This is a genomic window from Chryseobacterium kimseyorum (genome assembly GCF_025971945.1).
Classification (GTDB): Bacteria; Bacteroidota; Bacteroidia; order Flavobacteriales; family Weeksellaceae; genus Chryseobacterium; species Chryseobacterium kimseyorum.
The window spans coordinates 442,625-469,515 of record NZ_JAPDHW010000002.1; the positions used below are offsets into that span (position 1 = coordinate 442,625).

The window sequence follows — 26,891 nt, forward strand, 5'->3', positions numbered from 1 at the left end:
ACATCATCAAATTCAGCAATTTCATTTGCTTTTAAAATTGAATTGAAAAAATGAAAATACTATACCTCGAAACCTCTTCAAAAAACTGCTCAGTCGCTATTTCGGATGATGAAAAGTTGCTTTGTGTATGTGAAGAAGTTTCGGAAAATTATAAACAGTCAGAGAGTCTTCACTCTTTTGTTGAATGGGCATTGGAGGGAGCAGAAATTTCGTTAAAAGATCTGGACGCAATCTGTCTGGGCAAAGGTCCGGGCTCATATACAGGCTTGAGAATTGGCGCGGCCTCTGCGAAAGGTTTTTGTTACGGCTTAAATATTCCCTTGATGGCGGTAAATTCTATGGAAAGTATGAAAGAGCCGTTTTTAGGGCAAAACTACGATCTGATTATCCCTTTGGTCGATGCAAGACGAATGGAGGTTTATACTGCCGTTTATGACGGAGTTTCAGGAGAAGAGTTAAGTCCTACGGAAGCAAAAGTTTTAGATGAAAGTTCTTTTCAGGAATTTGCAGATAAAAAAGTACTTTTTGTAGGCGACGGAGCAGCAAAAGCTAAGGAGATTCTTCAGCTTCCAAATGCTGAGTTTAGTGAAGACCTCTACCCTTCTGCAAAATATTTAGTTAAGAAAAGTTTAGAAAAAATCAAAAGCAATGACTTTGAAGATATTGCCTACTTTGAACCTTTTTATTTAAAAGAATTTCACGGAGTGAAAAAGAAAAAAAGCGAAGATTAATCTTCGCTTTTTTTTATTTAGTCTGTGCCGGGACTTGTACTGCCGGCTGAAGCTGTTGATTATTCATACTGGGCTTTTTAGGTACACCAGTCTGTATGGCATTGTTTACGGGTTGTGAACTGTTGGGAAGCGGATTATTCTGGTTCCCGGGTGCCGTTATATTTTGTGATTGTCCCATATTTTGCCTAGGCTGTCCAAAGCCTGTAGGAGTTTGTGGAACGCTATTATTTCCGGGGTTTTGAGGTATTACATTCCCTTTGTTATCTGTCGACTGAAATGCAATCTCGCTTTTCAGATAATTCAGCATTTCTTTAGCTTTCTCGCCTTCAGGAGTTTTTCCGTAATTGAGCACAATCTGTTCCAGCTGGAGGATCATTACTTCTTTCCCACTCGATTTTCCAGCATTAAAAGCATTCAGAAGAGATAATTTGGGAACAAGTGCGTCTTTTGGATTTTTCTGAATTGCCTGATCAATCATGTTTTGGCTCTCTGTAAATTTTTCAGATTCAAATAAAGCATAGGCCATCTTATAATCATTTTCTGTGTCTGGAGATGACTTTACAAACGTATTATTTTTAGGATTTCTTGCAAATTCTGCATAAGAACTGTAAGGATAGTCTGACAGCAGGATCTGTTTTGCTTTAGCAGAAGACTGCGGATTTTTCTCGTAATTCATTGCAAAAATCTCGTATAAAGCCTGCAACATTACTTTTTCTTCAGGTTTTACATCAACCAAATCATAGAGCGTTTTTGTGGCTAAAGGAGTATTGGTAAAATAGTTCTGATACATAATTCCCAAACCTAAGGATGCAGTATCTCTGTCTTTTTTCAGTTGTGACAGTCTTCCCTCATCATTTGGGATCTGCTCGATATAATAAGCCGGCTCAAAACGTCTTGGGTTGGGTGCTGTATTAACTCCCAGAGCTTCATTTTTCAGATCTTCAATAGATGCCATTTTCTTTGAATATCGCCAGTTATCTACCAAAGCCCGGTCACCCCAAACCTGCTTAAATGTTGATGTACCTTTGCTTACAGTTCCTGTATTTTCATAATAAAAACCCTTAGTGGCTGTTCCAAAATCTTCAAAAGAATTTGAGCTGTTGGCAAAAAGAGAGTTTGCATTATAATCTCCTGTATCAAAACCTTTGTTCCTTTCGGCACGCAGTCTTTCGAGTTCATCTTTGGCCTCTTTAGCTTTCAGTTTTTCGATATGTTTGGCAAAATAATCAGTTTTCTGTGCATCAGACATCTTAGCAATCGTCAGAATACTGTCATTTTTTCTAATTAAATAATAGTTTTTGGAGATTTTCTTAATGTTTTCAGACTGATCTTTTAAGAGTATCTTTGAAGGTTCATAGGTCATTGTAACCAATGCAGAATCGTAATAGGCACCTGCGCCGATGTAATCATTTTTATCTAAATATCTTCTTCCGATTTCATAATACGTTAAGCCTCTCACCTGCGGATCTGAAACTTTTTCCAAAAGTGATCTTCTGAAATATTCCTGTCCTTCATCTGGTTTTCCGGCCTTGCTGGCCATCAGACCCAGTGCATAGTAAAATTCATTTTTTCTTGAAGCGTAAGTACCTTTTTTGCTGATATCCTCAAGATATTTTCTTGCGCCGTCGTAATTACCTTTTCCGTTAAAGGTTTTAGCAATTTCTATTTGAGATTTCACTTCAAATTCAAAATCATTGGCATATTTGTAAGCTGCCGCAAAACTTTCACGGGCCGGTTCGTTTCTTCCTAATTCAGATAAAACCTGACCTCTCAGAAAGGCAATTCTGCTTTTCAGTTTTCTGTTTCCGTTCAGTTCAAATGCACGGTCAAGTTCTTTGATGGCTTCTTCTTTTTTTCCGGCATCCAGAAGTGATTCTGAGTAGTAAATACTTAGAAGCTTATCATGATTTTTACTGATTCCGTCACTTTTAAGTTTTGCAAAAACCTGATCAGATTTGTAGTAATCTTTAAGCTGTGCATAGGCTAAACCTTCATAAACCCGCGCTAAAGGAAGTCTTTTATCTTCCTTCATGTGAGTGAAAACATAGTTCAGTGCATCGAGAGCCTGTCTTGATTTTCCCTGATAAATTCGGGATTGCACCAAAATAATATACGCATCAAATATGGTTTTATTCTGCTCCTCACCTTTTCTGATAACCGAATATTTCCCGATTGCCTTTAAGGCTTTTGCTTCAGCAATTTCAAGTATTGTAGCTCCTTTATTCCCTCCTTGCAGATTGTTAGGATCCTGAGGCATTCCAGACATTCCGTTTGGCCCATTGGGAGGCATTCCCGGTGCACTTTTGCTGCCAGACTGAGAAGGACGGTTAACTTCCGCCATTTTCATAGAGTTTTCTGCGAAAGCAGATGATTGTCCCAGGTCGCTTCCTACAGGCTGGTCTTCGTAGGTTAAAATAGGAATATAAGGCGCATAAAAATTATCTTTATGAGCTTTGTCTCTGTCTGTAAATTCACTGTTCAATGCATCTTTTGCATTAAAAAGGGTATTGTAATATGTGGAAAAACCTTTCAGAAATTTAGATCTTGCTTCAGGCTTTTTTACCTTTGTACTGCATGAAACAACGATAATCGCTGCCAAAAGGAATATAATATTCTTTTTCATTATTCAATATAACTCTCTAATCTGCTTTTTATTATCCGATCAGATTGATGATTCTGTAAAAATAATAAAATTTTGTGGGGAAATTATTTATATTTCATTTAAAATTTTGTAAACCAAATGGGTAGGAAGTCCCATAATGGTGTAGAAGCTGCCGTTCATGTTTTTAATTTTTGCCATTCCGAGCCATTCCTGGATGCCGTAGCTTCCAGCTTTGTCGAAAGGTCTGTAGTTTTTTACATAAAAATCAATTTCATCATCTGAAATTTCTTCCATTTCTACATCAGCAACATCTGTTTCTGTAATGGTTTTATCTAATGTTTTAACAGAAATTCCCGTATACACCTGATGTGTTTTTCCCGAAAGTTTCTGCAGCATATTTTTCGCGTCAGCCTCATCTTTCGGTTTACCTAAAATCTGATTATCAATAGCTACAACAGTATCTGCAGTCAGTAAAACTTCATCCTTTTCTAATTTTCTGAATGCATCTGCTTTTAATTCAGACAGATATGCTGCAGCATCTTTTATTGCTATATTTTCTGGCAAAATCTCTTCGCAGTCAATTTTTACGACTTCAAAATCAAATCCTAAACTGCTAAGCAATTCTCTTCTTCGTGGAGATTGTGATGCTAAAAGTATTTTCATATTTAATTTAAACAGATTGTGTATTGTCATCATGCCATTTTCCCTGGACTTTCATCACCTGTTCAATCACATCGCGTACTGCACCGCTTCCACCCTGCTTTTGTGAAATATAATCTGCAATATTTTTGATTTCCGGAACTGCATTTTCCGGGCAGGTAGATATCGCTGAGTTCTGCATCATGTGAATATCCGGAAGGTCGTCTCCCATCGTCAGAATTTCCTCATTTTTGAGATTGTATTTAGCTTTAAAATCAGCATAATCGATCATTTTATCATGTGATTTTGCGTAGTAATCTTCAATTCCGAGATAATTGATCCGGTGTCTTACCATTTCATCATTTCCTCCAGTGATCACGCCAATCAGATAATTGTTTTTCAAAGCTTTTACAACGGCATAACCATCCAAAACATTCATCACTCTGCTCATGTTTCCGCCAGGCATTAAGTAAACGCTTCCATCAGTAAAAACTCCGTCTACATCAAAAACAAAGGCCTTTATATCTTTTAATTTTTCTTTATAACTCATGTATTGAATATCATTTAATCTAAATTGTAAGTCAGCCTTACCGTGATTCTTGCAGATTTTGCTTTGCTTGAGGTATCAAAGTTTCCACCATAGCTGTCTTCATCGGTTGAGCCTTTTGCTGTAATTTGAAATACGCCCATTGAAGCATCTTTCAGTTTGCCAAGACTTCCGTCTGCAGTATTAACAATTTTTTCGGCTCTCTGCATGGCATCTTTTGCACCGGCTTCTATAAGGTTATGCTTCAGCGAAGCAAGATCAGAATAAGTATATTGCGGCGTTCCAGGCTCAAACTGTACTCCACTGTTGATGAGTTCTGCCGTTTTATCCATTACGGTTTCTATTTTTCTCATCAGATCCGGATTTTTCCTTGCCGTGAAAGAAATACTTTGTGTGGCTTTGTAACCATCAAAAATCTCTTCAGATTTTTCGACTCCTTCAGAATCTCTGCTTGTCACGGTGCGGTAAGATTTCGAAAAGTTAACACCTCCAAAAGAAAATTCACCATTTTTGAAACCCTTGCTCTGGAAAAAAGCTTTTACTTTTTCTTTATCCTGCAGAATTATGTTGTACGCATCTTTTGCATCCATCGCCGAGGCATCAAAACTTCCTCCCCACCGTATTTCATCAGACATGAAATCTTTGGATCCCAGACCCGTGACAGATATGGTGTCCTGTTTTACATTTCTGTTTTTAAAACTTGAACCTAAAATAAATGCGGTAATAATTACTGCGATACCGATGATCAGCGAAGGGACGAAATTTGTTTTCATTTTATGATGTGATTTCCTCAAAGATAACAAATTGCCGTGTTTTTATTCTAAATCATACATTTTTTTTATAGAATGATTCATTGTTTTATAAATCTCAAGACTTTCGTCTTTCAGCAACTGCTCATGAAGTTCTAAGACTCTTTGATCGTTTCTCACAGCGGGCCCGGTCTGTGCTGCTTTCGGTTCAATTTCATGAATTTTCTTCACCGTTTCATCAATTAAGGGCAAAAAATAATCAAACGGAATTTCCTGAGCATCTGAAATTTCTTTTGCCTTCGAAAAAAGATGATTTACAAAATTGCATGCAAAAACTGCAGTAAGGTGAATGTATTTTCTTTTTTCATGACTGCTCTCCATTACGTTTTCTGAAATTAGAGATGCCAAATCAGTTAACAGTTTTTGGTCATCAAAATTTTCAGTTTCAATAAAGAATGGAATTTTTGAATAATCCAGTTCTTTAGTCCTTGAAAAAGTCTGCAAAGGATAAAAGCTTGATTTTCTGTAGTTTCCAGCCAATATTTCTTTGGGTAAAGAACCCGATGTATGAGCAACGAGACAATCTTTTTTAGTGATTAATTCAGACACATTTTCTACAGAGCTGTCACTTACGCAAATGATATATACATCTGCATCTTCCAGAAAATCACTGGAAAAAGGAATGTGTAATTCCTCAGATATTTTGCCTAAAGCTTCCTTATTTCTCCCAAATATTTGAGCCAAAGGAATATTTTTCTGCGTAAAGGCTTTAGCCAAATGATAGGCTACATTTCCGGAACCGATAATAACAACTTGCATAAAACAAAGATAAGATTTTAGGTTGACTGGGGAAAGAAGCTGAAGATTACACATTGTAGGTTTTTTAAGCAAGAGCTCGCTGTTGATAATATGTATTAAATTAATTATTAAAACATTTGGACTCAAAATTGAATAAGTAATTTAACTTTTAAATACTTTTGTAATCCAAAACAATGAAAGCATCTTATGAAGATTAAAGACGCAGAGATTATTGCGCTAATGCAAAACCCCCGAACTCAGGAGAAGGGAGTTCGTGTGCTGATGGATGCTTATCAGAGTAGATTGTATTGGCATATCAGAAGAATCATTGTTGACGGTGACCTTGCTCAGGACACATTGCAGGAGACATTCATCAAAGCTTATCAGAATTTTCACCAGTTCAAAAATGATAGTCAGCTATACACATGGCTGTACAGAATTGCGACCAATGAAGCTCTGCAACAGATTAATAAACTGAAGAAAATGCAGAAAACGGATGAAGATCCGGAATATTATATGCAAAACTTGGTGGCTGACAATACGCACAGTGATGCTGAGGAAATACAGATATTCCTGCAGAAAGCCATACAAAGCCTGCCTGAGAAGCAGAACCTGGTATTTATGATGCGGTATTATGATGATTTGCCCTATGAAGAAATATCTAAAATTGTGGATATGTCGGTGGGAACGTTAAAAACAAATTATCACTATGCCAAGCAGAAAATAGAAGAATATATTAAAGAAAATTACGAAAGATAATTTTTTAGAACCAACGACATGAAAGATTTTGATCTAGATAAATTAGAACGCAAGAACATTTACAAAGTTCCTGAAAATATGTTTGAAAATATTCAGGATAGAGTATTGGGGCAGGTGAATGATTTTGATCTGGATAATTTAGAACGCAAAAACATTTATCAAGTTCACGATCATATTTTTGAGAATATTCAAAAAAACGTGATGGAAAGAGTGAATGGTTTTGATTTGGAAATATTAGAACGTAAAAACATTTATCAGGTTCCGGATAAGATGTTTGAGAACATTCAAAATAAGGTGTTAAGCGAGATCAAAGCAGATAAGAAAGCTCCGATATTTAAATTAAACTGGGGTTATGCAGCAGCCGCTTCGCTGGCATTGATTTTTGGATCAACATTTTTGTATAATTCTTTTTCTGATTCAAATATCAACGCGGGAGCAACGGAAAATCTTGCCAGTACATCTGCACCTAAAAAAGAAAGTGAGATTGCTTATGAGACCTTACAATCAGATTTAACTTCTGTTGAAAGCAGCAATCAAACAATTGACAATCAGCAGATCAATACACAGATAAGAACAGTCGCCAACATTCCTGAGAAAACCGATACAAAGCCACAGACTTTGAAACCGGTTTCTACAAAACCAGAAGCTCAGATGAATGAATATATTGAGTCACTTACAAGTTCTGAAATTGCAGAATTGGCCAATAATTCAAGTCAGGATGTTTATTTAGACTTATATAATTAAAATAAAGATGAAAAAAATAATATTTATACTTTTTATAATATCGGGTTTTGGGCTCAATGCGCAAATCAAGAATTATGATTGGAAAAATATGAGTCGTGAAAAGAGGAAAGAAGTCATTAACAGTTTTTCTCCTGAACAAAGGAAAGAACTCCTGAAAGAATTCAGAAATAATATGGTTATTGATATTCTTCAGATTGCACCGGAAGATAAGACTGAGTTTACGACAGTATATAATGAGTATTTAGATAATCAGAAAAAAATACAGAATCAGTTTGATTCAAATTTTGATCCTGAAAAACTCAGTGAAGAAGAGGCAAAGGTGAGACTTCAGCAGAGTTTTGATTTAGGACAGAAATTATTAGATAATAAAAAAAAATATGCGGAAAAGATGCAAACCGTCATTCCGTGCCAGAAAGTTTTGAAGTTGTTTCAGTCTGAGGTAATGATGAGAGATAAGATGAATGAGAAAAAACCTCACAACGGGAATAATAAGGGCTCAAAACCCAGACAAAACCCATAATAGTTTATTTTTTTAATGTTGGACGACCCTTACAATTTATTGTGAGGGTCGTTTAATTTCAGAGATAGAGAGATATTAGCAGGATTTTACAAAGCGATTCTATATTTTTGTAAAAATTCCGTCATGAAAAAAATCCTGTTTTTTCTTTTAGCTACAATTATGGTGACTGCTCAGAAGACAGAAACAATAAATCTGTCGAAATCGATTAAGGACAGTAAAAAGACATATAAAAGTTTTACCGTTATAGATCAGAGAGCGTCTGCCGAAATTGGAGCAGTACAGTTTCACAAAGATCAGGTTAATATGGTTTTCGAAAATAACGCCGATACAGATTTTAAAAACTGGTTTTACAAGTACAATCCTGTGAGAGGAAATGAAGAGCTGGTTCTGCTTCTTGAAAATATTGCTTTAAGTGAAGAGACAAAAGAAAAATACTCTATTGGTAAACTTGAAATCCGTGCAAGTACGTTTATAAAGAAAGACGATGGATATCATTTTCTGTATAAAAAGGATACTGTTACCACCGTATCGTCGCGTACAACGCCTTATTTAGCACAAAATCTTTCTAAAAAGCTGACGCTTACCTTCACCGATCTCCTGAAAAAATCATACGAAGCCAGACAGTGGGAATTTCCCGTCTCTGAAGGTGAACTTTCAGATTACACAACCATTCTGAAAGATAAACTTGAAATTTTAAAGGCTGACGGACTTAAAGAAGGTGTTTATAAAGATTATTACAGCTTTTTTACCCACAATCCTGAAGCAGGTTTTACCATTGAAACCGACAAAAAAGGCGTTGTGACGAAGGCGGTTAACGGAGAAAAAAAAGAGTCTATCAGAAACTTTTATGCATTTGTACACAACGGAATTCCGTTTAAGGTAATTCCTGTAGGATATGTTGAGATTTTCAGAGATGAGCAGGGATTATTCATTGAAGCTAAAAAAGAGGAGCTTTATCCTGAATCTAATTCTCCAATGATTATGTTTGGTGGTGGCATTGGCGGTTTGATCGGAAGTATGGTCGCCAATGTTGCCATATCAGCAATTGATGCAAATGCCGCAAAGAAGAGAAGTGCGATGGCAGGTTCCGAAGTAATTCTCGATCCTTTGACCGGAAATTATATTTTGCCGCAGGATTTTATGAAAAAATAAATCAGGTATAATCATAAGTTTAATCACATTTAAAATGAAGAAAATAATTTTATTCCTTTTTGTCACTGTACTTTTTTCTGCACAGGAAACGGTTATCATCGATTTTAAACAGAGTTTAAAAGACAAGAATTCACGTACAAAATCCCTCACTGTAAAAGACATTCGTCAGGACAAAAGTGTGGGCTCAATTACCAATAAGCGGGGAACTGTTGAAGTAAAACTTGTGGATGAGAATGTAACCGATTTTTTCTCGAAAAGATTTTCAGAAGATAATAAGACCACAGGTAATAACGATATCATGATACTTCTCGAAGATGTAAAAATCTATAATGAGCAGGCTCCTAACGATAATATGACTTATGCAAAAGCAAAAATAAAAATCTCAGGTTTTCTGAAGAGAAATGATAAGTATTATTTCATAGACCGTTTTGACAATGTATTTGTGGAATTGAACAGTGATTCCAAAGTTGCAAAAAATCTGGCGCAGACGACTTCTGATATCATCACAGAATTTATCAAAAACTGCTACACGAGGCCTGTCTTATCTTATTACATTCCTGAAAAAGAACTGGAGAATTACGGTGCATACTTAGCAAATAATAATAAATCACTGAAGGGAAATGTTTTAAAGGATGGTGTATATTTTAATAATAAAAGTTTTTTTGAGCAGACTCCTGACCCCAATCATACCTTAGTAAAAAATAAGAAAGGTGAAGTAAAGAAGATCAATAACGCGCAGGATCTCAGTATTTCGATGGCTGAAGTTTTCTGTTATGTAGATAACGGAGTTCAGTATATAGGAACGGCTACGGTATTTAAAGAAGTTAAAAAAGATAAATTCGGAAGTTATATTATGGCTTCGAGAGCTCAGATGTATCCCGAAAAAATGGGAACCGGTGCTTTGGTAGGAGCAATGGCCGGAGGTATGGTAGGAGCGGCTATCGGAGTTGCCATCGATTCTGGATCCGGATCCGGCAGAAAAATGGCAAAAGGATATGGGTTTAAAAACGGGACTGTAACAAGAATATACATAGATCCGCTCACAGGAGATTTTGTCTTCACAGAATAATAAAAATTGCCTCGATTGTGAGGCAATTTTTTTTGTTATATTATTTTTGATCAGTCGAATACGAATAAGGAAAATCTTTCTCATCAATTCCACGCTGTTTATTAGGCTGTGAACTCATCTCAAATTTCAAGGTGGCACCCTTCATGAGTTCTTCATGACTGAGCCAGTTTTTTGAATATTTCTTTCCGTTAAATTTCAGCGCATTGACGTAGCGGTTTTCTTCGCTGTTCTTGTCCGCTTTAATTTCAATGGTTTTTCCGTTTTCCAAATGAATTTTTGCATTTTTAAAAAGTGGAGCACCCAAAACATACTGATCTGTCGCAGGAGTTACCGGATAAAACCCAAGTGCAGAGAAAATATACCAAGCCGAGGTCTGTCCGTTGTCTTCATCTCCGCAATATCCGTCTGGTGTTGGCTGATAAAGGCGGTTCATCGTTTCCCGAACCCAATACTGTGTTTTCCAGGGTTCACCTGAATAATTGTAGAGGTAAATAATGTGCTGTGCAGGCTGATTTCCGTGGGCATACTGTCCCATATTCGCATTCACCATTTCCTGAATTTCATGAATGGTGGAGCCATAATAAGAATCATCATAAACCGGAGGCAGTTCAAATATTTTATCTAAATTTTTCGAGAATTCTTTTCTTCCGCCCATCAGTTTTGCCAGTCCGTCAATATCCTGAAACACCGACCATGTGTAATGCCACGAATTTCCTTCTGTAAAAGCATCTCCCCATTTAAAAGGATTAAAAGGTGTCTGAAAACTTCTATCCTGATTTCTTCCGCGCGCTAATTTTGTTTCTGGATCGATCACTTTCTGAAAATTCTGTGAGCGTCTGTAATATTCTTTCCATTCAGATTGCGGTTTACCCAAGGCTTTTCCGAGCTGTGCAATAGCAAAATCATCGTAGGCGTATTCTAAAGTCCGTGCAGCATTCTCATTAATCTTTACATCGTAAGGAACGTAACCCAGTTTTTTATAATATTCAATTCCAAGTCTTCCTGTTGCCTGCGGACCTTCATTATTGGCACCGTGAAGCAAAGCCTGATACAACGTTTCGATATCATAACCTCTCAGACCTTTGAGATAAGCATCTGCCACCACAGAAGCGGAATTGTTTCCAATCATAATATCAGAATAGGAGGGACTCGACCATTCGGGCAGCCAGCCGCCTTCTCTGTAATCACTGATCAATCCTTTCTGCATTTCAAGATTGATGTCGGGATAAACAAGATTCAGAAAAGGGTAGAGTGCTCTGAATGTGTCCCAGAAACCGGTTCCTGCAAAGCGATATCCGGCTTCTGTTTTTCCTGAATACGGACTGTAATGCACAATTTTTCCGTCTTTATCGACTTCATACATTTTGTGCGGAAAACAAAGCATCCGGTAGAGTGAAGAGTAGAAAGTCCGCATCTGATCAACCGTTCCACCGGCGATTTCCACCCTTTTTAATTTTTGATTCCACGCTGTTTTTGCTTTATTTAAAGTTTGGTCGAATGAATCTTTACTGACTTCTCTCTGTAAATTTAATTCAGCCTGCTCTAAACTGATAAACGAAGAAGCAATTCTCAGGTTCACTTTTTCACCCGTTTTTGTAGCAAAACCGACTACTGCGCCACAATGATCTCCGGTAATTTGAAGCGCATCTTTTACAAAATCTTTGTCTTTCCAGGTGGAATATTTGGTGAATGGTTTATCGGCATAAATGACAAAGTAGTTTTTAAAACCTACCAGTTTTCCACGGGAATACCGTGTGGAGTAGCCGACAATTTTATTCTGGGACGGAATAATGCTAATGCTGGAACCTTTATCAAAAGCGTCCACTACAAACCACGAATCACCGGATTCCGGATAAGTTAAACGCATTTGGGCTGCTCTTTCTGTAGGTGTCAATTCGGCACTTACATTGTGATCGGCAAGATAGACACTGTAGTAATACGGTTTTGAAACCTCAGATTTATGTGAAAACCAGCTTGCTCTTTCTTCTTCATTAAAACGCATTTTACCTGTCACAGGCATAATCGAAAACATTCCATAATCGTTCATCCATGGGGAAGGCTGGTGCGTCTGTTTGATTCCTCTGATTTTGTCGGCGTCGTAAGTGTATTGCCAACCGTTTCCGTTTTTTCCTGTCTGAGGTGTCCACAGATTCATTCCGTGGGGAACGGCAACAGCGGGATAGGTGTTTCCGTTAGAAAGTGAAGGTTTTGAAAGCGTTCCGATCAAAGGATTGACAAATTCTTCAGGATTTTCCGGAGCTTTCTCTATCCACTGAGATTTTATTTGAGTAAAAGGTATAATTAAAAGAAGTAGAAGCGCTTTTTTCATTTTAAAAATAAGTTTAAACTTAATGTGAAATTTTGGAATGAAAAGGTAAAGATTTTATGTTAAATGATTAGAAGAATATTTTGAAATTTTATTCGGTTAAAACTAATTTTTCCGTTGAATTAAATGTCATCTTCTATAAGTTTTCTATTTCGCGCACTATCCGCTCTGTTTGTCATCCCGAAGGGATCTGAACAACGCTGTTAGGTTAAATTGGAAATTCTGCGCTGAAATTCTTTCAGAATGACAAAAATGTTTGTGATTTTTTCTAAACATCACTGATGGATTAAAATAAATCTAAGAATCGTACTATTAAAAAAATTATGAATTAATTTAATTCTTATTTTTGGATAAACCTTAAGTAATGAAAAAAATCATTCAAATCACATTTGTTTTCCTTTCAATGATTTCTTTTGCCCAAAATGAAGAGATGATTAAGGAGCGCGGAAATCTCTCAAATCCTAAAGGAAATATCTATAAATCTTTGGAAGTAATTGATCAGAGAGATGATAAAAAAATAGGAGAAATGCCTTTTGGCGATGACCAAAAAGTAAAGGAAATTATTTTTCCTGGAACTGTAAATGATTTTTTAAGCAAATGGTACACAGACAGCAATCATAAAGGAGGAAAAAAGGAATTGGTTTTAGTTTTAAAAACATTAAAAGCCAAAACAGGTGAAACTTCCGGTAAAGAAACTGAGGCTGACGTAGAGTTTTCTGCCCAAACCTTTCTGAAGGAGGGTGACCGGTATTCATTTTTGTATAAAAGAGATACGGTCTACAGCTTTAAGAGTAAAAATATTTCAGATGCAGTAGTAAAAAATATTCCTATAGTTTTTGCGATGTTTGTGAAGAAAACCTACATGAAAAAGCCAGGTGAAAACTCCGTTTCCCTCGATGCTCTTGCTGACTACGAATCTTATGTGAAAAATAATTCTGAAGTTTATCTAAACAATGATTTTAAAGATGGAATTTATTTAGACCATCAGTCTTTTCTCCGTCAGATTCCATTACAGGGAAAATATGTTTTTGAAAGAAACAGCAAAAATGAAGTTACAAGAGCTGTGAAAGATGAAAACGGTAAAAAAGATAAGATTTCAGCACATGAAATGTTTGTATACATTGAAAATGGGAAAATTTATAAACATACTTTCTCAGGATTTATGGAAGTATTAAAAAATGAAAAAGGATTTTACCTGTTAAGCAACAGAGGATATGTCCTTCCTGCCAGTGGCTCAGGTGTATTTATCGGTGTTGCTCCAGGCGCAGTGGGAATGCATACAGGTGCAGCAGTTGGTTTGATCAGTGTTTTTGAAAGGAGCATCCAACAGAGAAAACTGAAAAAAGGAGAACTGACAGAAATATATATTGACCCATTAACTGGTGAATATGATTTTTCAAATGAATAAAACTAGAGATTTATTTGAGATTTTCAACATTATCAAAAGGAACGATAAAATAAATTCATACGGCAAAATTAAGAGAGGCGATTTGTCTCTCTTTTTTTTATCTTTGCAAATTACATAGTTCTTAAATGAAAAACATACGAAATTTTTGCATAATCGCCCATATTGACCACGGTAAATCTACTTTGGCAGACCGTCTTTTGGAGTACACCAACACGGTGACTCAGAGAGAATTACAATCTCAGACGCTTGATGATATGGATCTGGAAAAAGAACGTGGGATCACGATAAAATCTCACGCCATCCAGATGGATTATGAGCTTAATGGCGAAAAATATATTTTAAACCTTATCGATACACCGGGACACGTAGATTTTTCTTACGAAGTTTCCCGTTCGATTGCGGCTTGTGAAGGTGCACTTCTAATCGTTGATGCTGCGCAAAGTATTCAGGCACAAACGATTAGTAATTTATATTTAGCTTTGGAAAATGATCTGGAAATTATTCCGATTCTGAATAAAATTGACCTTCCGTCTGCAAACCCTGAAGAAGTTACCGACGAAATTATGGGACTTATCGGATGTAAATACGAGGATGTTCTTCGTGTTTCGGGAAAAACCGGTGAAGGAGTGCACGAATTGCTGGAACAGATCGTTGCAAGAATTCCTGCTCCTGTGGGAGATCCGAAAGCGCCGCTTCAGGCACTGATTTTTGATTCGGTTTACAATCCGTTCAGAGGAATTGAAGCGTATTTCAAAGTGGTGAACGGAAGTATTTCTAAAAATGAGAAAATCAAATTCTTCGCTACCGGAAAAGAGTATGGTGCTGACGAAGTAGGAACTTTGAAACTGAAGCAGGTACCGAAGAAAACAATTGAATGTGGCGATGTGGGATACATTATTTCCGGAATTAAAGATGCCCGTGAGGTAAAAGTGGGAGATACCATTACTTCTTTTGTGAATCCTGCTGAAGCTCCGATTGATGGTTTTGAGGAAGTAAAACCAATGGTTTTTGCCGGAATTTACCCGATAGAATCTGAAGATTTTGAGGAATTGAGATTTTCACTTGAAAAATTAAGACTGAATGATGCTTCTCTGGTTTTCGAACCTGAAAGTTCTGCAGCACTTGGTTTTGGTTTCCGTTGCGGATTCTTAGGAATGCTTCACATGGAAATCGTTCAGGAAAGGCTTGAGAGAGAATTTGATATGAATGTGATCACGACAGTTCCCAACGTGTCGTACCACGGATATTCCAAGAAAGATCCTGAAACTACCATTTTAATTAATAACCCGTCTGAAATGATTGATCCCAATCTTTTAGACAGAGTGGAAGAACCATACATCAAAGCATCAATCATTACAAAATCTGATTTCGTAGGTCCTGTAATGACGCTTTGTATTGAGAAAAGAGGTGAGATCGTTAACCAAAGTTATCTGACGGCAGACCGAGTGGAACTGACTTTCAATATGCCATTGGCTGAGGTTGTTTTCGACTTTTATGACCGTCTGAAATCTATTTCTAAAGGGTATGCATCATTCGATTATTCACCGATTGGAATGCGTTCTTCCAAACTGGTAAAAATGGATATTCTGATCAACGGAGATATGGTAGATGCGTTATCTTCATTGATTCACGATTCAAATGCATATTACATCGGAAAAAAAATGTGTGAGAAACTGCGTGAACTGATCCCGAGACAGCAGTTTGATATCGCTGTTCAGGCCGCTTTGGGAGCGAAAGTTATCGCCAGAGAAACCATCAAAGCTTTGAGAAAAGACGTTACCGCAAAATGTTATGGTGGTGATATTTCAAGAAAGAGAAAGCTACTTGAAAAGCAAAAAGAAGGGAAGAAGAAAATGAAGCAGATTGGTAGAGTAGAGGTGCCGCAATCAGCATTTATGGCTGTTTTGAAGCTGAATGATTAGGAAGCAAAGAGCCAGGTAAAAAGTTATAAGAGCCAAGTGGAACGGCTTGATATAAAGTAGATCCGCAGATTTTTTCTGCGGATTTTCTTATTTTACTTCAAAATAATTTCTTTGATTTTTTACGATTTGCTTGTCATAATTCATTGTAAATTCGTCTGATGAAGAATTTCCTGTCCATATTTTGAATTTTGCTCTATTTTTTCCAGTTAAATAATTTACAGATAAAACCATTATTTCATCGGGGTTAAATTCCCAATAACGATATTGCCACCTGGAATTCCCACATACAAAAGCATTGTCATTCCAGATTGTTTGCCATTTATTTTTTTCATTGAGAACAGTCAAGGGAAGATTTTTAAATTCTGTGAGAATTAATTTTTGTCCTGAAATATTTTTAATAAAAATGGGGAAAGCCTTATATTTTTTTAGGGTTTGAGTATCGTAGTTAAAGGCATATTTAGGTATCGTATCCTTGATTTTTGCAACTATTTTAACATTTTTTTCAGAAAGAGAGTCAAACCTTACAGGTTTTTCACTGTCTTTAATTCGGTTAGATGCATCATGAAAACAAGATGACATCATCTTTTGTTTTCCAATATCAACAGAACCAAATTCGTATCCTGGCGGAGGAGGAGGTGCAGGAATTATACTCTGAAAATATTGAACATTAATTTTGGAAGTATCTTTACCAATGTAAATTATACCTGTTCCATTTTCTCCAATTCCTTCATTAAATTGCTGAAAAGTCAAATTTTCACCTTTCGGAAAGCTCAAAACAATATCATCTGCAAAAGTTTTTTCTTCTTTGCAGCCAATGAACAAGATGGTTAAAATCAAAAAAAATCTTTTCATTTAATCTTTTCTAAGAATTCTGAATGTACAAAAAAACCGTTTCAACTGAAACGGTTTATTATTTATTTTTTAGTATATTTTATCTCCATGGTCTTATATTCTTTGCCGGTTTTAGAATCAGGGCCGTACATTTCTAAAGTCTGATGGGTGTCATCCACAAAAGTGTAGACTTCCCTCACGTCGCAGTCTTTGCCGGGTCTTGCCGGATCGGTCATTTTGCCTTTAAATTCAATGGATTTTTTGGCAGCATTCCATTCACCTTCCATGTTCATAAATCCTGTTCCCATGTTGTCGATCCAGGTGCTGATGAATTTCTTTTTAGAATTGTCATAGCCTGTGATGCTCATTCCTTCGAAAGGCATTCCCATAAAATCGCCTTTATGTTCGCTGGTTTGGTAACGTCCGTCAAAAATCATTTTGTTGGTCGTTGTTGAGGTGCTGGTAGTGGGTTTTCCGCCGTCTTCCATCCACATGGTATTTTCTCCGGACCATACGCCGTCAGATTTTGCGAGCATTTTCTGCATTTCTCCCGGTGTTGCAAATTCCATCCAGGCTTTGGTAGCGGTTGCAGAATCTACAGGTTTCCATTCTTCTTTTTCTCTCGATGCAGTTGCGTCTGAATCTGTTTTGACATCCATCTTTACTTTATCACAAGCGATAAATAGCATTGCAGCGCTGGCTGCGACAATTAATTTTCTCATAATTACTTAGTTTTAAAATGATTATAAATTTAGTTATTTATTAAATTCAAAAAAAAAATTTTTAATCTTGAAATTCAGATTTCTAATTCATAATTTTGTGTATTCATAACGCAAATTAAATTATGGATTCTCTAAAAAAACTACAGGATATCAAAGTTGCCGTCGATGCCGTTATTTTCGGATATTTTGATAAGAAAGATTTACACATTCTTTTGATTAAACGAAATGTTGAACCGTTCAAAGGCGGCTGGGCTCTGCCTGGAGGTTTGGTTTTGGATGATGAAAATCTTGACGATGCCGTAAAAAGAGAATTGCAGGAAGAGGCGGGCATAAAGCCTGATTTTCTGGAACAACTCTATACTTTTGGGAACACAGGCCGTGATCCGAGAAATCGGGTAGTTTCAGTAGCTTATTTAGGTTTGGTTAATCCTTCTTACCACGAACTGTTTGCCGATTCCGATGCAGATGATGCACAGTGGTTCAGTATTAATCAGCTTCCGAAACTTGCGTTTGACCATCAGAAAATTATTGACATCGCGTTAAAGAGACTCCGCACAAAAATCCAGTATCAGCCGGTCGGTTTTAATCTTCTGAATGATGAATTTGTTTTTTCTGAACTTGAAAATCTTTATACCACCATCATCGGAAAAGAAATCGACAGACGGAATTTCAGAAAAAAAATCATGAGTTATGGACTTCTCAACGAAACTTCCCAGTTTAAAAAAGAGGGCAGCGGAAGGCCTGGGAAACTGTTCACATTTAATCAGGAGAAGTATAAAGAGCTTGAGGAGGAAGGTTTTTATTTTGAGATTAAATGATTTCTTAAAAAACTAATATCACTATTATTTACATAAAGGAACAAAATTCTAATATCAATATAATCAGAATTTTTTACATCAATAGGAACGGGCTTCAGCCCGTTTTTTTAATAAACAAACAGTCCATTGGCTTTAGCCGAAACTTAAATGAGCAATAAATCAATTGTGGAATTTGTGAAAGATACTTGTTTGATCTATTTAATGTGAATTTTTTTTACTGAAAATCAATTATTTAAATTAATTAGCGTAAAATTAACACAAATAAATTTGCAAGAAAAGTTAAAGCTTTTTACATTTGTGTAACAATAACGCAATTAAAAGTGTTTTAAGATTAAAGATTGAGCTTACTATGCATATTTAAATTAGCGTAAAAACAACACAAATAAAATTTAATTATGGAAGAAGACTTAAAACCCAGATTTATCGAGTCATTAAAAAGAAACAATGACCAGATCAGAGAAGACCGCGCACGAACAATTGGGGAAGATTCAGAATTGATATACAGGCGTAGGGTGGAAGATATTGAACTGAAAATAAAAAGACTGGAACGCGAACAGGAAGGTTTGATCGACATCAGTCCGCTAGACAAAAACAGTCTGACATTTGTAGATTTTCAGCCGGATGCATTCGTTCAGAAAGACATAGAATTATCATTATTAATCAGAAATTTAAATATTCAGCTTGAAGTTTCCAGAAAAAGATTTGAGTATTTATTTGGCAAAAAATTTTAGTTATGGGAAGTACACGATACGACATGGACGCTCGTTACGACAGAGCAAAAAGAGAAGGGTATGCATCAAAATCTGCCGGTGAAATTTTCACTCAGAATGCAAAGAGAATGGCTCACGAATCAATGAATCCAAAAGGCATTTCTTTCAGGGAATCCAGAGATTCTTCGGTTCACCCGAATTCGGTTCCTATTATTTTAGGTCTGGATGTGACCGGAAGCATGGGACATATTCCTCATGAATTAATTAAAGAAGGCCTTCCAAAATTAATGGGTGGTATTATCCAAGGTGGAGTTCCTGATCCAGCGCTTCTGTTCCTGGGAATCGGAGATCACGAATGTGACAGCTATCCTTTGCAGGTCGGTCAGTTTGAATCTGGTGATGAAGAACTGGATATGTGGCTGACAAGAACCTATATTGAATCCGGTGGGGGCGGAAATGCCGGCGAAAGTTATTTACTGGCTTGGTATTTTGCTGCTTTTCATACCAGAACCGATGCATTTGAAAAGAGAGGTCAGAAAGGATTACTTTTCACGGTAGGCGACGAACCATGCCTGAAAACACTTCCTGCTTCAGCCATCAGAGAAATTATGGGAAGCGGCCAACAGAGTTTTAAACATACAGAATTGTTGGAAGAAGCTAAAAAGAGATATGAAGTTTTCCACATCAGTGTTCTGCATTCCGGACAGGCGGTGAATGCAGATCAGGGCTGGAAAGATTTACTTGGACAAAACTGTTTATCCATCGAAGATTACAGAGATGTTCCAAAGGTAATTAAAGAGATTGTCTGCAGCAGATTTAATGAAAATCAGTTTAAAACTAAAGATTTAGGTGATATTAATAATATTCAAATGTTCTAAAAAATGAAAACAGCGCAAATAATTATAGGCTTAGGTTTTGGTGATGAAGGAAAAGGAATCACTACCGATTTTCTGGCTCAGCAAAATCCTGAGTCTGTGGTTATTCGTTTTTCTGGTGGACAGCAGGCGGCGCATACCGTTATGATGGATAATAAAAAGCATATTCACTCAAGTTTTGCAAGCGGTGCTTTAAGAGGATTACCATCCTATTTTACGGAACACTGCACGATTCATCCAACTTTTCTGTTCAACGAAATGGAAGAATTAAAGAAGAAAAACGGAAATACCGAACTTCATATTCATCCACTGGCAAAAGTTACCACGCCATTTGACGTTTTCAGCAACAGAAAAAATGTCAGAAACTTAGAACACGGAACCTGCGGGAAAGGTGTCGGAGCAACGATGAAGCGAAATGAAAGTCCGTTTAAATTATTTGCAGTTGATTTGATTGCTCCAAGATCAATGTTGATTGAAAAATTAAAAGGCATTGCCAATTATTATGGTTTTGAAGAAGGTCAGGAGATTCAAAATGCGTTACAGGATTTTTTGGAAGCAGTCGATGCCATTAACTGGAAGATTGAAGGTTATTCTTATCTGAATTCTTTAAACCATCTTATTTTTGAAGGCAGTCAGGGAATTTTACTGGATATGGATCACGGCGTTTTTCCGAACGTCACTTTTGCCAACACGACATCAAAAAACGCATCTGAAATCTGTAAATTGTTAAATATTGAAAATATCGAAATGTTTTACGTCACGAGAAGTTATTCAACCCGCCACGGAAGCGGATGGATGAGCAATGAAAGGGAGTTGAAATTAAAAAACAATGAAGAGGAAACCTGTATTTTTAATGAATATCAAAAGGATCTTCGCTTTGGAGATTTAGATTATAATTTATTAAATTATGCTCTGAAAGTGGATGAAGCCTATGTTGCTGCCAATAAAAAAAATCTGGTGGTGACCTGTCTGGATCAATCGGATGTGGAATTTAAAATAGATAATCTTGATGTGAAATTTGATGAGATTTATGGTTCTTATTCTCCTTATTCAAAAGATTTTAGAAAAATTAATTGATGAAAAAATATTAAGTAATTTTAAAAGAAACATTTTTACATCAGCACTAGATCAATAGGAATGGGCTTTAGTCTATTTTTATAATGAAAAAATTCGACGGCTTTAGCCGATACTTACAGAACAACATTTAAAAATACAAATGGAATGATGAAAAAAATATATGTTTTTGGAAACGGAAACTTGTCTTTGGAAAAATTTAATCAGTTTTATATTGAACGGTTAAAAGATTTCGATCTTTCCGAATGTAAATTTATCATTGGAGATTTTTGTGGAGTTGATACTTTAATGATGGAATATCTAAAAGATAAATCTGAAAATGTAATGCTGCTTCATATCGGACAAAAACCGAGATATTTTGCCAGTACGTTTAAAACAAAAGCTGGAAAATGGGAAATTAAAGGAGACTTTATTTCTGATTTGGAACGAGACAATTATGCAATTTCAAACTGTACTCATTTTCTAGCGATTGATTTTAATTCAGATGAAAAAAGAAAAAGCGGAACATTAAAAAATATTGAAAAGTGTCTATGTTTAAACAAAATTAGAATTTAATGACCATGAAAACAATAATATGTTTGAAAGGAGACGCAACAAATCCGAAGACTGAAGGAAATAAAATCATTGCCCATATCTGTAACGATATCGGTGGTTGGGGAAAAGGTTTTGTAATGGCAATTTCTAAAAGATGGAAGCTACCTGAAACTGAATATCGAAAATGGTTTCAGAGCAAAGAAAATTTTCATCTCGGTGAAATTCAGATCGTTAAAGTTGAAGAAAATATTTTGGTTTGTAATATGATCGGTCAACATAAAACAATGACTAATTTGAAAGGAATTCCTCCAATTAGATACGAAGCAGTAGAAAAATGTTTAAATAAACTAATTGATGAAGCTTTAAAATTAAATGCAAGTGTCCATATGCCGAGAATTGGATGCGGTTTGGCTGGAGGACGATGGGAAGAAATAGAACCAATGATTGAAAGAACATTGCTGAAAAATAACGTGGAAGTATATGTTTACGATTTTGAATAAAAATTAATTTGATATAATCTACTCTTTAAAGGTGTATTGTCATTCCGTAGGAATCTAAACCGCTTTATTTTCAGTGTGTTGAGATTCCTACGGAATGACAAACAAAATTGCTGGTTTAAGTGCTATAATGAAAAACTGACATTCATAAAAAAATCAAAATTTAAAAACAATGAAAACAACAACACTTTACAGACCAGTCGGAGAAAAAGAAATGGTTTTAATTTTAGAAAGCAATTTCAAAAAGTTTCCGCCAAGATTAGAGTGGCAACCCATTTTCTATCCCGTTTTAGACGAAAGTTATGCCTCCGAAATTGCAGAAAAATGGAATACCAGAGATGAAGCAGGAAATTATTTAGGTTTTGTAACCCAATTGCAAATCAATATCCTGCCCAGAATGTCGGAGCAAGAAATCATAATGAGTTGTGGGTGCCGTCAGAAGAAATTAGACAAATTTAATCAGGCAATTATTGGAAGTATTGAAGTCACAAATGTATTTATTGGGAATGATTTCAGGAAATCTGAAAACACTGAAATTGAGAATTTAATTTTAAAATTAAAAAATGAAACTTAAACTTAAACTTAAAAGTTATAAACAACAACTACAGGACTAGCCTCAAAAAGGATATCATATCATGGCACAATATGATGATGAAAAAATAATTGTTTACCAGTCTTATCGTAAAGAAATCGGTGAATTTGCAGTTAAAAATCAATATTTTGGCGGAGCTTTCAGTTTAGAAAGAATGACCTAGATAAAACCCAATTTTCTTTGGATGATGTACCGAAATGGATGGGGAAGAAAGGATGGGCAGGAATATGTTTTGGCAATTCATTTAAAAATTGACGCTTTTAATAAGTACTTAGAAAATGCAGTTTATTCTTCCTACAACGAAAGGTTAGAATTATCGAAAGAAGAATGGCAAGAGCAGGTGAAAGAATCTTCCGTGAGATTGCAGTGGGATCCGGATCATGATCCTTTTGGAAATAAATTAGAGAGAAAAGCAATCCAGATTGGATTAAGAAATGATTTCATCCGGTCTTTTGCTCAGGAAGATATTATTTTAATTGAAAATATTTCAGATTTTGTGAAAGAACAATATCAATTTGTTCTTAAGGATGATTTAGATAAGTTAGTTCTTCCCGACGAGAAACAGTTGCTATTTGATGATGAAAATTTAAATAAGAAATTAAGGTTAAACTAAAATTAAAGTTATGAAAATTGAGTTATTAAAAGGTGATATCACCCAAATAAATGTAGACGCTGTCGCTAACGCAGCCAACTCATCATTACTTGGTGGCGGTGGAGTTGACGGAGCCATTCATCGTGCCGGCGGGCAAAAGATTTTGGAGGAATGCAAAGAAATAAGAAACAGACAGGGAAAATGTAAAACAGGAGAAGCAGTAGTAACAACAGCCGGAAATCTTCCTGCAAAATACGTAATCCATACGGTTGGGCCGATTTGGAATAACAATGAAGAAGAATGTTCCGAACTTTTGGCAAATTGCTATAAAAACTCTTTAAAGTTGGCAGAGAGTCTTGGTGTGAAAACGATTTCCTTTCCCAATATCAGCACTGGAGTTTACAGATTTCCTAAAGAACGGGCTGCAAAAATTGCCGTGAAGGAAGTAAATAGTTTTGAATCTGAAATTATTGAGAAAGTAATTTTTGTTTGCTTCGATGATGAGAATGAAAAAATTTATAAACGATTATTAGAATAACACAATGAAAAAACTAACCATACTTTCCGGTGCCGGAATTAGTGCCGAAAGCGGAATAAAAACATTCAGAGACGGAGATGGTCTCTGGGAAAATCACAGCATCACCGATGTAGCAAGTCCTGAAGGCTGGAGAAAAGACAGAGAACTGGTTCTTGAATTTTACAACCAGCGTCGCCGCCAGCTTCATGAAGTAGAACCCAATGATGCGCACAAGCTTATTGCAGAATTAGAAAAACATTTCGAAGTTCAAATCATCACTCAGAATATCGATGATCTACATGAAAGAGCAGGGTCGACAAATATCATTCATCTTCATGGCGAATTGTTTAAATCCTGCTCGAGCAACAATAAAAGTTTGACTTACGACCAGAAAGGCGACATCAACATTGGCGACAAAGCAGAGGATGGAGCACAATTGAGACCGTTTATCGTCTGGTTTGGAGAAGATGTTCCATTGATGAAGGAAGCTACTGAAAAAGCAAGGGAAGCCGATATTTTTCTGGTGATCGGAACTTCTTTGCAGGTTTATCCGGCGGCAGGATTGCTTCATGATATTAAAGATGATTGTCTGTTGATCGTTATTAATCCCAATGAGACTGGTTTTGGGTATGGACAAAGAGCTGTAGTGATGAAAGAAACCGCAACAAAGGGAATGAAATTGTTGTTTGATAAACTTTTAAATTTAGCCTGATGGAAAATGTAATAAAATCCGGAATCTTTGGAGTATGCGTTGGCGACGCTTTGGGCGTTCCGGTGGAATTTAATACAAGAGAAACTTTAAAAACCTTTCCTGTTGAAGATATGCGGGAATTCGGATCTTGGAATCAGCCGAAGGGCACTTGGAGCGACGATAGTTCTTTAACACTTTGTCTTGCAGAAGTATTGATAAAAGGTTACGACTTAGAAAAAATCGGAGAAAGTTTTGTAAAATGGAATAAATATGGACATTGGACCGCTCACGGAAGACTTTTCGACATTGGCGGAACAACAAGACATTCAATTGCGAGATTGATTAAGGGAGAAAGTGCAAAATTTTCAGGTAATATATTTGAAGAAGATAATGGGAATGGTTCTTTAATGAGAATTCTTCCTTTAGCTTTTTATCTTAAAAACGAAGAAAATATTAAAAAGCTATATCAAACCGTAAAAGAAGTCTCATCAATTACTCACGGGCATTTTCGTTCTGTTTTTGCGTGCTTCATCTATGTGATTTTTGCTATTGAATTGATTAAAGGAAAAAATAAAACAGAAGCTTATGCTGATAGTCAAAAAACAGCTTTAAAATTTGCGGAAGAGCAAGGTTTCAACCCAAAAGAGATTCAACTTTTTGACAGAGTTTTAAAAAATGATATTTCAAAATATGACGAGGAAACTATTAGTTCTTCAGGCTATGTTCTTTCAAGTTTAGAAGCTTCTCTCTGGTGCTTTCTCACTACTGAAAGTTATTCTGAAGCAGTATTGAAAGCCGTGAATCTGGGAGATGATACCGATACTACCGGAGCCATCACCGGCGGAATTGCAGGGATTTATTATGGTTTTGAAAATATTCCTAAAGAATGGGTAGCTGGTTTGGTAAGAAAAGATGATATTGAAAAGCTTTGCGGCAAATTAGCGGATAAGTTAAAGAAATAAGATACAAACCATGAACGAACAGCAGAAGAAAAACACAAGCAAATTCCTGAGCTATGTTCTCAGGCATCATCCCGAACTCATCGATTTGAATTTGGATGAAAATGGCTGGGCAAATGTTAGTGAACTGATTTCAAAGTCGGCCAACAATTCTCAAGGCTTTACTTTCGAAGAACTCGATGAAATCGTGCAGACTAACAATAAGAGACGGTTTATTTTTAATGAAGATAAAACCAGAATCAGAGCCAATCAGGGACATTCGATTGCTATTGATCTGGCTCTGACTCCACAAGAACCGCCGGAATTTTTGTACCACGGAACAGCTCAAACTAATATCCAATCTATATTAGAAAAAGGCATCGAAAAAAGAAGCAGGCAACACGTTCATTTAAGTCAGGATAGAGAAACTGCAACCAATGTCGGAATGCGTCATGGAAAACCGTTTGTTCTGACCATAAAAACAAAGATGATGTTTGATGATGGAGTTCAATTTTATCTTTCGGATAACAATGTCTGGCTGACAGATTTTGTTGATGCAAAATACATTTCAAAATAAAAATACGCTCCAATAATTTGAAGCGTATTTTTTTTATCTTTTAGGTAATCCTTTCTTTAAAGCATAATTGGCTCTTTCAACGGCTTTTTTCTCTTTCCAGTCCATATATTTCTTTTTAAACTGACCTTTCATGATGTTATCAAAATTTCTCTGAACAGTTAAATTCCATAAAGAATTAGCCTTTACAGCCCATGATTTGTCCCATGCGCGCAGTGAAAGTGAGAAACTTCCATCCAGATATTTCATCCAATGCCACCATCCGGTAGGCATAAACAAAGTGTCACCATGTTCCAGGAAGCATTCTATTCCTTCCACACCATCCAGTGCAGGGAATTTCTCAAAATCGGGATTCGAAATATCAAAATCCTCTAAAGCATAAGTGGCGTAAGGAAGTTTGTATAATCTGTCTTTCCATTTGTATTCAAAAAGCAAAACGTGTTTTCTGCCGTTGAAATGCGTGTGGAAAATATGTGCTAAATCGATATCGTAATGTAAAAAAGTCACTGAACCTTTCCCTCCAAAGAACATTGAAGGAAATTTATCCAAAAATCCGCCCATCAGATCTGAAGGAGAAATGTAATCCTCCAACAGTTTATTTGCACGCTTGATAGGATCAAAAAAGAAAATCCTTAAATCGGTAGGTTCTCTTTGGATCAAATCAATATAATCGGCGAACTTCATTTCGGTTGTTGGCGTATTAATGGGAGCTGAAGGATCAGCTTTTGCGCTGTCATATAGGGGAACCGTAACGTCTCCTACCACTTCCTTCACATAATCCATCGTCCATTTTTGATAGGCTGGCCATTTTTTGGCCATATTTTTTATCACTACCGGTTTTCTTGGGATCAGATACTTCTCACGGAACTCTTCCTGAGTGATATCGTCAACAATATCTATAGGTTTTAGAATAACCCCCATTTTTATAAATTTTATGTTACAAAATTATTAAATAAATAG

Annotated in this window: 28 protein-coding genes and 1 pseudogene; 20 read left to right on the forward strand and 9 right to left on the reverse strand. The window is 36.2% G+C overall.

Going from position 1 to position 26,891, the window contains the following annotated elements:
• Window positions 1-50 precede the first annotated feature (50 nt).
• Window positions 51-731, forward strand: coding sequence for a tRNA (adenosine(37)-N6)-threonylcarbamoyltransferase complex dimerization subunit type 1 TsaB (gene tsaB, locus OMO38_RS04700; protein WP_264749060.1), 681 nt, complete (start codon window positions 51-53; stop codon window positions 729-731).
• A 13-nt stretch (window positions 732-744) separates the two neighbouring features.
• Here the strand turns inward: tsaB and porW are convergent, their stop codons facing one another.
• From porW to OMO38_RS04725, 5 genes are all read right to left on the reverse strand, one after another.
• Window positions 745-3,354: a type IX secretion system periplasmic lipoprotein PorW/SprE gene (gene porW, locus OMO38_RS04705; protein ID WP_264749061.1), complete on the reverse strand. Its 2,610-nt coding sequence runs from the start codon at window positions 3,352-3,354 to the stop codon at window positions 745-747.
• 87 nt (window positions 3,355-3,441) lie between these two features.
• Window positions 3,442-3,996 (reverse strand): Maf family protein, encoded by a 555-nt coding sequence (locus tag OMO38_RS04710; RefSeq protein WP_264749062.1) that lies wholly within the window; start codon window positions 3,994-3,996, stop codon window positions 3,442-3,444.
• 7 nt (window positions 3,997-4,003) lie between these two features.
• On the reverse strand, window positions 4,004-4,522 hold the full coding sequence (locus OMO38_RS04715; protein WP_264749063.1) for a KdsC family phosphatase: 519 nt from the start codon (window positions 4,520-4,522) through the stop codon (window positions 4,004-4,006).
• 14 nt (window positions 4,523-4,536) lie between these two features.
• The gene (locus OMO38_RS04720) at window positions 4,537-5,292 is read right to left on the reverse strand and encodes an SIMPL domain-containing protein (protein WP_264749064.1); all 756 of its coding nucleotides are present in this window, start codon (window positions 5,290-5,292) and stop codon (window positions 4,537-4,539) included.
• A gap of 42 nt (window positions 5,293-5,334) precedes the next feature.
• Window positions 5,335-6,087 carry a Rossmann-like and DUF2520 domain-containing protein gene (locus OMO38_RS04725; protein WP_264749065.1) on the reverse strand — a complete coding sequence of 251 codons (753 nt, stop codon included), beginning with the start codon at window positions 6,085-6,087 and terminating at the stop codon, window positions 5,335-5,337.
• A gap of 186 nt (window positions 6,088-6,273) precedes the next feature.
• Here OMO38_RS04725 and OMO38_RS04730 point away from each other — a divergent pair, with 186 nt between their 5' ends.
• The 5 genes from OMO38_RS04730 to OMO38_RS04750 all read left to right on the forward strand — a co-directional run bounded on the left by OMO38_RS04730 (window position 6,274) and on the right by OMO38_RS04750 (window position 10,310).
• On the forward strand, window positions 6,274-6,825 hold the full coding sequence (locus tag OMO38_RS04730) for an RNA polymerase sigma factor (protein WP_264749066.1): 552 nt from the start codon (window positions 6,274-6,276) through the stop codon (window positions 6,823-6,825).
• Window positions 6,826-6,843: 18 nt separating this feature from the next.
• Window positions 6,844-7,569: a hypothetical protein gene (locus tag OMO38_RS04735; RefSeq protein WP_264749067.1), complete on the forward strand. Its 726-nt coding sequence runs from the start codon at window positions 6,844-6,846 to the stop codon at window positions 7,567-7,569.
• Between the two features lie 7 nt (window positions 7,570-7,576).
• A complete protein-coding gene (locus OMO38_RS04740) occupies window positions 7,577-8,089 on the forward strand; it encodes a hypothetical protein (protein ID WP_264749068.1) in 513 nt (170 codons plus the stop codon).
• Between the two features lie 123 nt (window positions 8,090-8,212).
• Window positions 8,213-9,241, forward strand: a complete 1,029-nt coding sequence (locus OMO38_RS04745; protein ID WP_264749069.1) for a hypothetical protein — start codon at window positions 8,213-8,215, stop codon at window positions 9,239-9,241.
• Between the two features lie 34 nt (window positions 9,242-9,275).
• Window positions 9,276-10,310: a glycine zipper 2TM domain-containing protein gene (locus OMO38_RS04750; RefSeq protein ID WP_264749070.1), complete on the forward strand. Its 1,035-nt coding sequence runs from the start codon at window positions 9,276-9,278 to the stop codon at window positions 10,308-10,310.
• 40 nt (window positions 10,311-10,350) lie between these two features.
• Here the strand turns inward: OMO38_RS04750 and OMO38_RS04755 are convergent, their stop codons facing one another.
• On the reverse strand, window positions 10,351-12,639 hold the full coding sequence (locus OMO38_RS04755) for a GH92 family glycosyl hydrolase (RefSeq protein ID WP_264749071.1): 2,289 nt from the start codon (window positions 12,637-12,639) through the stop codon (window positions 10,351-10,353).
• Between the two features lie 361 nt (window positions 12,640-13,000).
• On the opposite strand from OMO38_RS04755, the gene OMO38_RS04760 reads away from it, so the two are divergent.
• Window positions 13,001-14,044 carry a hypothetical protein gene (locus tag OMO38_RS04760; RefSeq protein ID WP_264749072.1) on the forward strand — a complete coding sequence of 348 codons (1,044 nt, stop codon included), beginning with the start codon at window positions 13,001-13,003 and terminating at the stop codon, window positions 14,042-14,044.
• Between the two features lie 125 nt (window positions 14,045-14,169).
• Window positions 14,170-15,966, forward strand: a complete 1,797-nt coding sequence (gene lepA / locus OMO38_RS04765; RefSeq protein ID WP_056083030.1) for a translation elongation factor 4 — start codon at window positions 14,170-14,172, stop codon at window positions 15,964-15,966.
• 87 nt (window positions 15,967-16,053) lie between these two features.
• On the opposite strand, the gene OMO38_RS04770 is transcribed toward lepA, so the two are convergent.
• Entirely contained in the window at window positions 16,054-16,818 is a 765-nt protein-coding gene (locus tag OMO38_RS04770; RefSeq protein WP_264749073.1) for a hypothetical protein, read from the reverse strand.
• Between the two features lie 62 nt (window positions 16,819-16,880).
• The gene (locus OMO38_RS04775) at window positions 16,881-17,519 is read right to left on the reverse strand and encodes a DUF1579 domain-containing protein (protein WP_264749074.1); all 639 of its coding nucleotides are present in this window, start codon (window positions 17,517-17,519) and stop codon (window positions 16,881-16,883) included.
• 122 nt (window positions 17,520-17,641) lie between these two features.
• On the opposite strand from OMO38_RS04775, the gene OMO38_RS04780 reads away from it, so the two are divergent.
• The 12 genes and pseudogenes from OMO38_RS04780 (at window position 17,642) to OMO38_RS04835 (ending at window position 25,934) form a co-directional block, all read left to right on the forward strand.
• Window positions 17,642-18,337: an NUDIX hydrolase gene (locus OMO38_RS04780; protein WP_264749075.1), complete on the forward strand. Its 696-nt coding sequence runs from the start codon at window positions 17,642-17,644 to the stop codon at window positions 18,335-18,337.
• Between the two features lie 395 nt (window positions 18,338-18,732).
• A complete protein-coding gene (locus OMO38_RS04785) occupies window positions 18,733-19,068 on the forward strand; it encodes a hypothetical protein (RefSeq protein ID WP_264749076.1) in 336 nt (111 codons plus the stop codon).
• Window positions 19,069-19,070: 2 nt separating this feature from the next.
• Window positions 19,071-19,925: a hypothetical protein gene (locus OMO38_RS04790; RefSeq protein WP_264749077.1), complete on the forward strand. Its 855-nt coding sequence runs from the start codon at window positions 19,071-19,073 to the stop codon at window positions 19,923-19,925.
• Window positions 19,926-19,928: 3 nt separating this feature from the next.
• Window positions 19,929-20,999 carry an adenylosuccinate synthetase gene (locus OMO38_RS04795; protein ID WP_264749078.1) on the forward strand — a complete coding sequence of 357 codons (1,071 nt, stop codon included), beginning with the start codon at window positions 19,929-19,931 and terminating at the stop codon, window positions 20,997-20,999.
• Window positions 21,000-21,143: 144 nt separating this feature from the next.
• Complete coding sequence (locus tag OMO38_RS04800; RefSeq protein ID WP_264749079.1) at window positions 21,144-21,551, forward strand: hypothetical protein; 408 nt, start codon at window positions 21,144-21,146, stop codon at window positions 21,549-21,551.
• Between the two features lie 5 nt (window positions 21,552-21,556).
• The gene (locus OMO38_RS04805; RefSeq protein WP_264749080.1) at window positions 21,557-22,030 is read left to right on the forward strand and encodes a macro domain-containing protein; all 474 of its coding nucleotides are present in this window, start codon (window positions 21,557-21,559) and stop codon (window positions 22,028-22,030) included.
• A gap of 169 nt (window positions 22,031-22,199) precedes the next feature.
• Entirely contained in the window at window positions 22,200-22,601 is a 402-nt protein-coding gene (locus tag OMO38_RS04810) for an ADP-ribosylation/crystallin J1 (protein ID WP_264749081.1), read from the forward strand.
• A gap of 61 nt (window positions 22,602-22,662) precedes the next feature.
• A pseudogene (locus tag OMO38_RS04815) lies at window positions 22,663-23,232 on the forward strand (DUF4291 domain-containing protein).
• Between the two features lie 10 nt (window positions 23,233-23,242).
• Entirely contained in the window at window positions 23,243-23,749 is a 507-nt protein-coding gene (locus OMO38_RS04820; protein ID WP_264749082.1) for an O-acetyl-ADP-ribose deacetylase, read from the forward strand.
• A gap of 4 nt (window positions 23,750-23,753) precedes the next feature.
• Window positions 23,754-24,440: an SIR2 family NAD-dependent protein deacylase gene (locus OMO38_RS04825; protein WP_264749083.1), complete on the forward strand. Its 687-nt coding sequence runs from the start codon at window positions 23,754-23,756 to the stop codon at window positions 24,438-24,440.
• Window positions 24,440-25,381, forward strand: coding sequence for an ADP-ribosylglycohydrolase family protein (locus OMO38_RS04830; RefSeq protein ID WP_264749084.1), 942 nt, complete (start codon window positions 24,440-24,442; stop codon window positions 25,379-25,381). The genes OMO38_RS04825 and OMO38_RS04830 overlap by 1 nt, the downstream gene beginning before the upstream one ends.
• A 10-nt stretch (window positions 25,382-25,391) precedes the next feature.
• Window positions 25,392-25,934 (forward strand): RNA 2'-phosphotransferase, encoded by a 543-nt coding sequence (locus tag OMO38_RS04835; protein ID WP_264749085.1) that lies wholly within the window; start codon window positions 25,392-25,394, stop codon window positions 25,932-25,934.
• A gap of 33 nt (window positions 25,935-25,967) precedes the next feature.
• Here the strand turns inward: OMO38_RS04835 and OMO38_RS04840 are convergent, their stop codons facing one another.
• On the reverse strand, window positions 25,968-26,852 hold the full coding sequence (locus tag OMO38_RS04840; protein ID WP_264749086.1) for a cupin-like domain-containing protein: 885 nt from the start codon (window positions 26,850-26,852) through the stop codon (window positions 25,968-25,970).
• Window positions 26,853-26,891: the final 39 nt, after the last annotated feature.

What these genes read in the sequence shown, in the direction of transcription:
- porW (WP_264749061.1), bottom strand. Translation starts at nt 3,354, where the DNA reads ATGAAAAAGAATATTATATTCCTTTTGGCAGCGATTATCGTTGTTTCA.
- OMO38_RS04825 (WP_264749083.1), top strand. Translation starts at nt 23,754, where the DNA reads ATGAAAAAACTAACCATACTTTCCGGTGCCGGAATTAGTGCCGAAAGC.
- OMO38_RS04760 (WP_264749072.1), top strand. Translation starts at nt 13,001, where the DNA reads ATGAAAAAAATCATTCAAATCACATTTGTTTTCCTTTCAATGATTTCT.
- OMO38_RS04800 (WP_264749079.1), top strand. Translation starts at nt 21,144, where the DNA reads ATGATGAAAAAAATATATGTTTTTGGAAACGGAAACTTGTCTTTGGAA.
- OMO38_RS04775 (WP_264749074.1), bottom strand. Translation starts at nt 17,519, where the DNA reads ATGAGAAAATTAATTGTCGCAGCCAGCGCTGCAATGCTATTTATCGCT.
- lepA (WP_056083030.1), top strand. Translation starts at nt 14,170, where the DNA reads ATGAAAAACATACGAAATTTTTGCATAATCGCCCATATTGACCACGGT.
- OMO38_RS04745 (WP_264749069.1), top strand. Translation starts at nt 8,213, where the DNA reads ATGAAAAAAATCCTGTTTTTTCTTTTAGCTACAATTATGGTGACTGCT.
- OMO38_RS04725 (WP_264749065.1), bottom strand. Translation starts at nt 6,087, where the DNA reads ATGCAAGTTGTTATTATCGGTTCCGGAAATGTAGCCTATCATTTGGCT.
- OMO38_RS04795 (WP_264749078.1), top strand. Translation starts at nt 19,929, where the DNA reads ATGAAAACAGCGCAAATAATTATAGGCTTAGGTTTTGGTGATGAAGGA.
- OMO38_RS04840 (WP_264749086.1), bottom strand. Translation starts at nt 26,852, where the DNA reads ATGGGGGTTATTCTAAAACCTATAGATATTGTTGACGATATCACTCAG.
- OMO38_RS04755 (WP_264749071.1), bottom strand. Translation starts at nt 12,639, where the DNA reads ATGAAAAAAGCGCTTCTACTTCTTTTAATTATACCTTTTACTCAAATA.
- OMO38_RS04780 (WP_264749075.1), top strand. Translation starts at nt 17,642, where the DNA reads ATGGATTCTCTAAAAAAACTACAGGATATCAAAGTTGCCGTCGATGCC.
- OMO38_RS04805 (WP_264749080.1), top strand. Translation starts at nt 21,557, where the DNA reads ATGAAAACAATAATATGTTTGAAAGGAGACGCAACAAATCCGAAGACT.
- OMO38_RS04790 (WP_264749077.1), top strand. Translation starts at nt 19,071, where the DNA reads ATGGGAAGTACACGATACGACATGGACGCTCGTTACGACAGAGCAAAA.
- OMO38_RS04735 (WP_264749067.1), top strand. Translation starts at nt 6,844, where the DNA reads ATGAAAGATTTTGATCTAGATAAATTAGAACGCAAGAACATTTACAAA.
- OMO38_RS04715 (WP_264749063.1), bottom strand. Translation starts at nt 4,522, where the DNA reads ATGAGTTATAAAGAAAAATTAAAAGATATAAAGGCCTTTGTTTTTGAT.
- OMO38_RS04710 (WP_264749062.1), bottom strand. Translation starts at nt 3,996, where the DNA reads ATGAAAATACTTTTAGCATCACAATCTCCACGAAGAAGAGAATTGCTT.
- OMO38_RS04810 (WP_264749081.1), top strand. Translation starts at nt 22,200, where the DNA reads ATGAAAACAACAACACTTTACAGACCAGTCGGAGAAAAAGAAATGGTT.
- OMO38_RS04740 (WP_264749068.1), top strand. Translation starts at nt 7,577, where the DNA reads ATGAAAAAAATAATATTTATACTTTTTATAATATCGGGTTTTGGGCTC.
- OMO38_RS04835 (WP_264749085.1), top strand. Translation starts at nt 25,392, where the DNA reads ATGAACGAACAGCAGAAGAAAAACACAAGCAAATTCCTGAGCTATGTT.
- OMO38_RS04820 (WP_264749082.1), top strand. Translation starts at nt 23,243, where the DNA reads ATGAAAATTGAGTTATTAAAAGGTGATATCACCCAAATAAATGTAGAC.
- OMO38_RS04750 (WP_264749070.1), top strand. Translation starts at nt 9,276, where the DNA reads ATGAAGAAAATAATTTTATTCCTTTTTGTCACTGTACTTTTTTCTGCA.
- tsaB (WP_264749060.1), top strand. Translation starts at nt 51, where the DNA reads ATGAAAATACTATACCTCGAAACCTCTTCAAAAAACTGCTCAGTCGCT.
- OMO38_RS04770 (WP_264749073.1), bottom strand. Translation starts at nt 16,818, where the DNA reads ATGAAAAGATTTTTTTTGATTTTAACCATCTTGTTCATTGGCTGCAAA.
- OMO38_RS04785 (WP_264749076.1), top strand. Translation starts at nt 18,733, where the DNA reads ATGGAAGAAGACTTAAAACCCAGATTTATCGAGTCATTAAAAAGAAAC.
- OMO38_RS04720 (WP_264749064.1), bottom strand. Translation starts at nt 5,292, where the DNA reads ATGAAAACAAATTTCGTCCCTTCGCTGATCATCGGTATCGCAGTAATT.
- OMO38_RS04830 (WP_264749084.1), top strand. Translation starts at nt 24,440, where the DNA reads ATGGAAAATGTAATAAAATCCGGAATCTTTGGAGTATGCGTTGGCGAC.
- OMO38_RS04730 (WP_264749066.1), top strand. Translation starts at nt 6,274, where the DNA reads ATGAAGATTAAAGACGCAGAGATTATTGCGCTAATGCAAAACCCCCGA.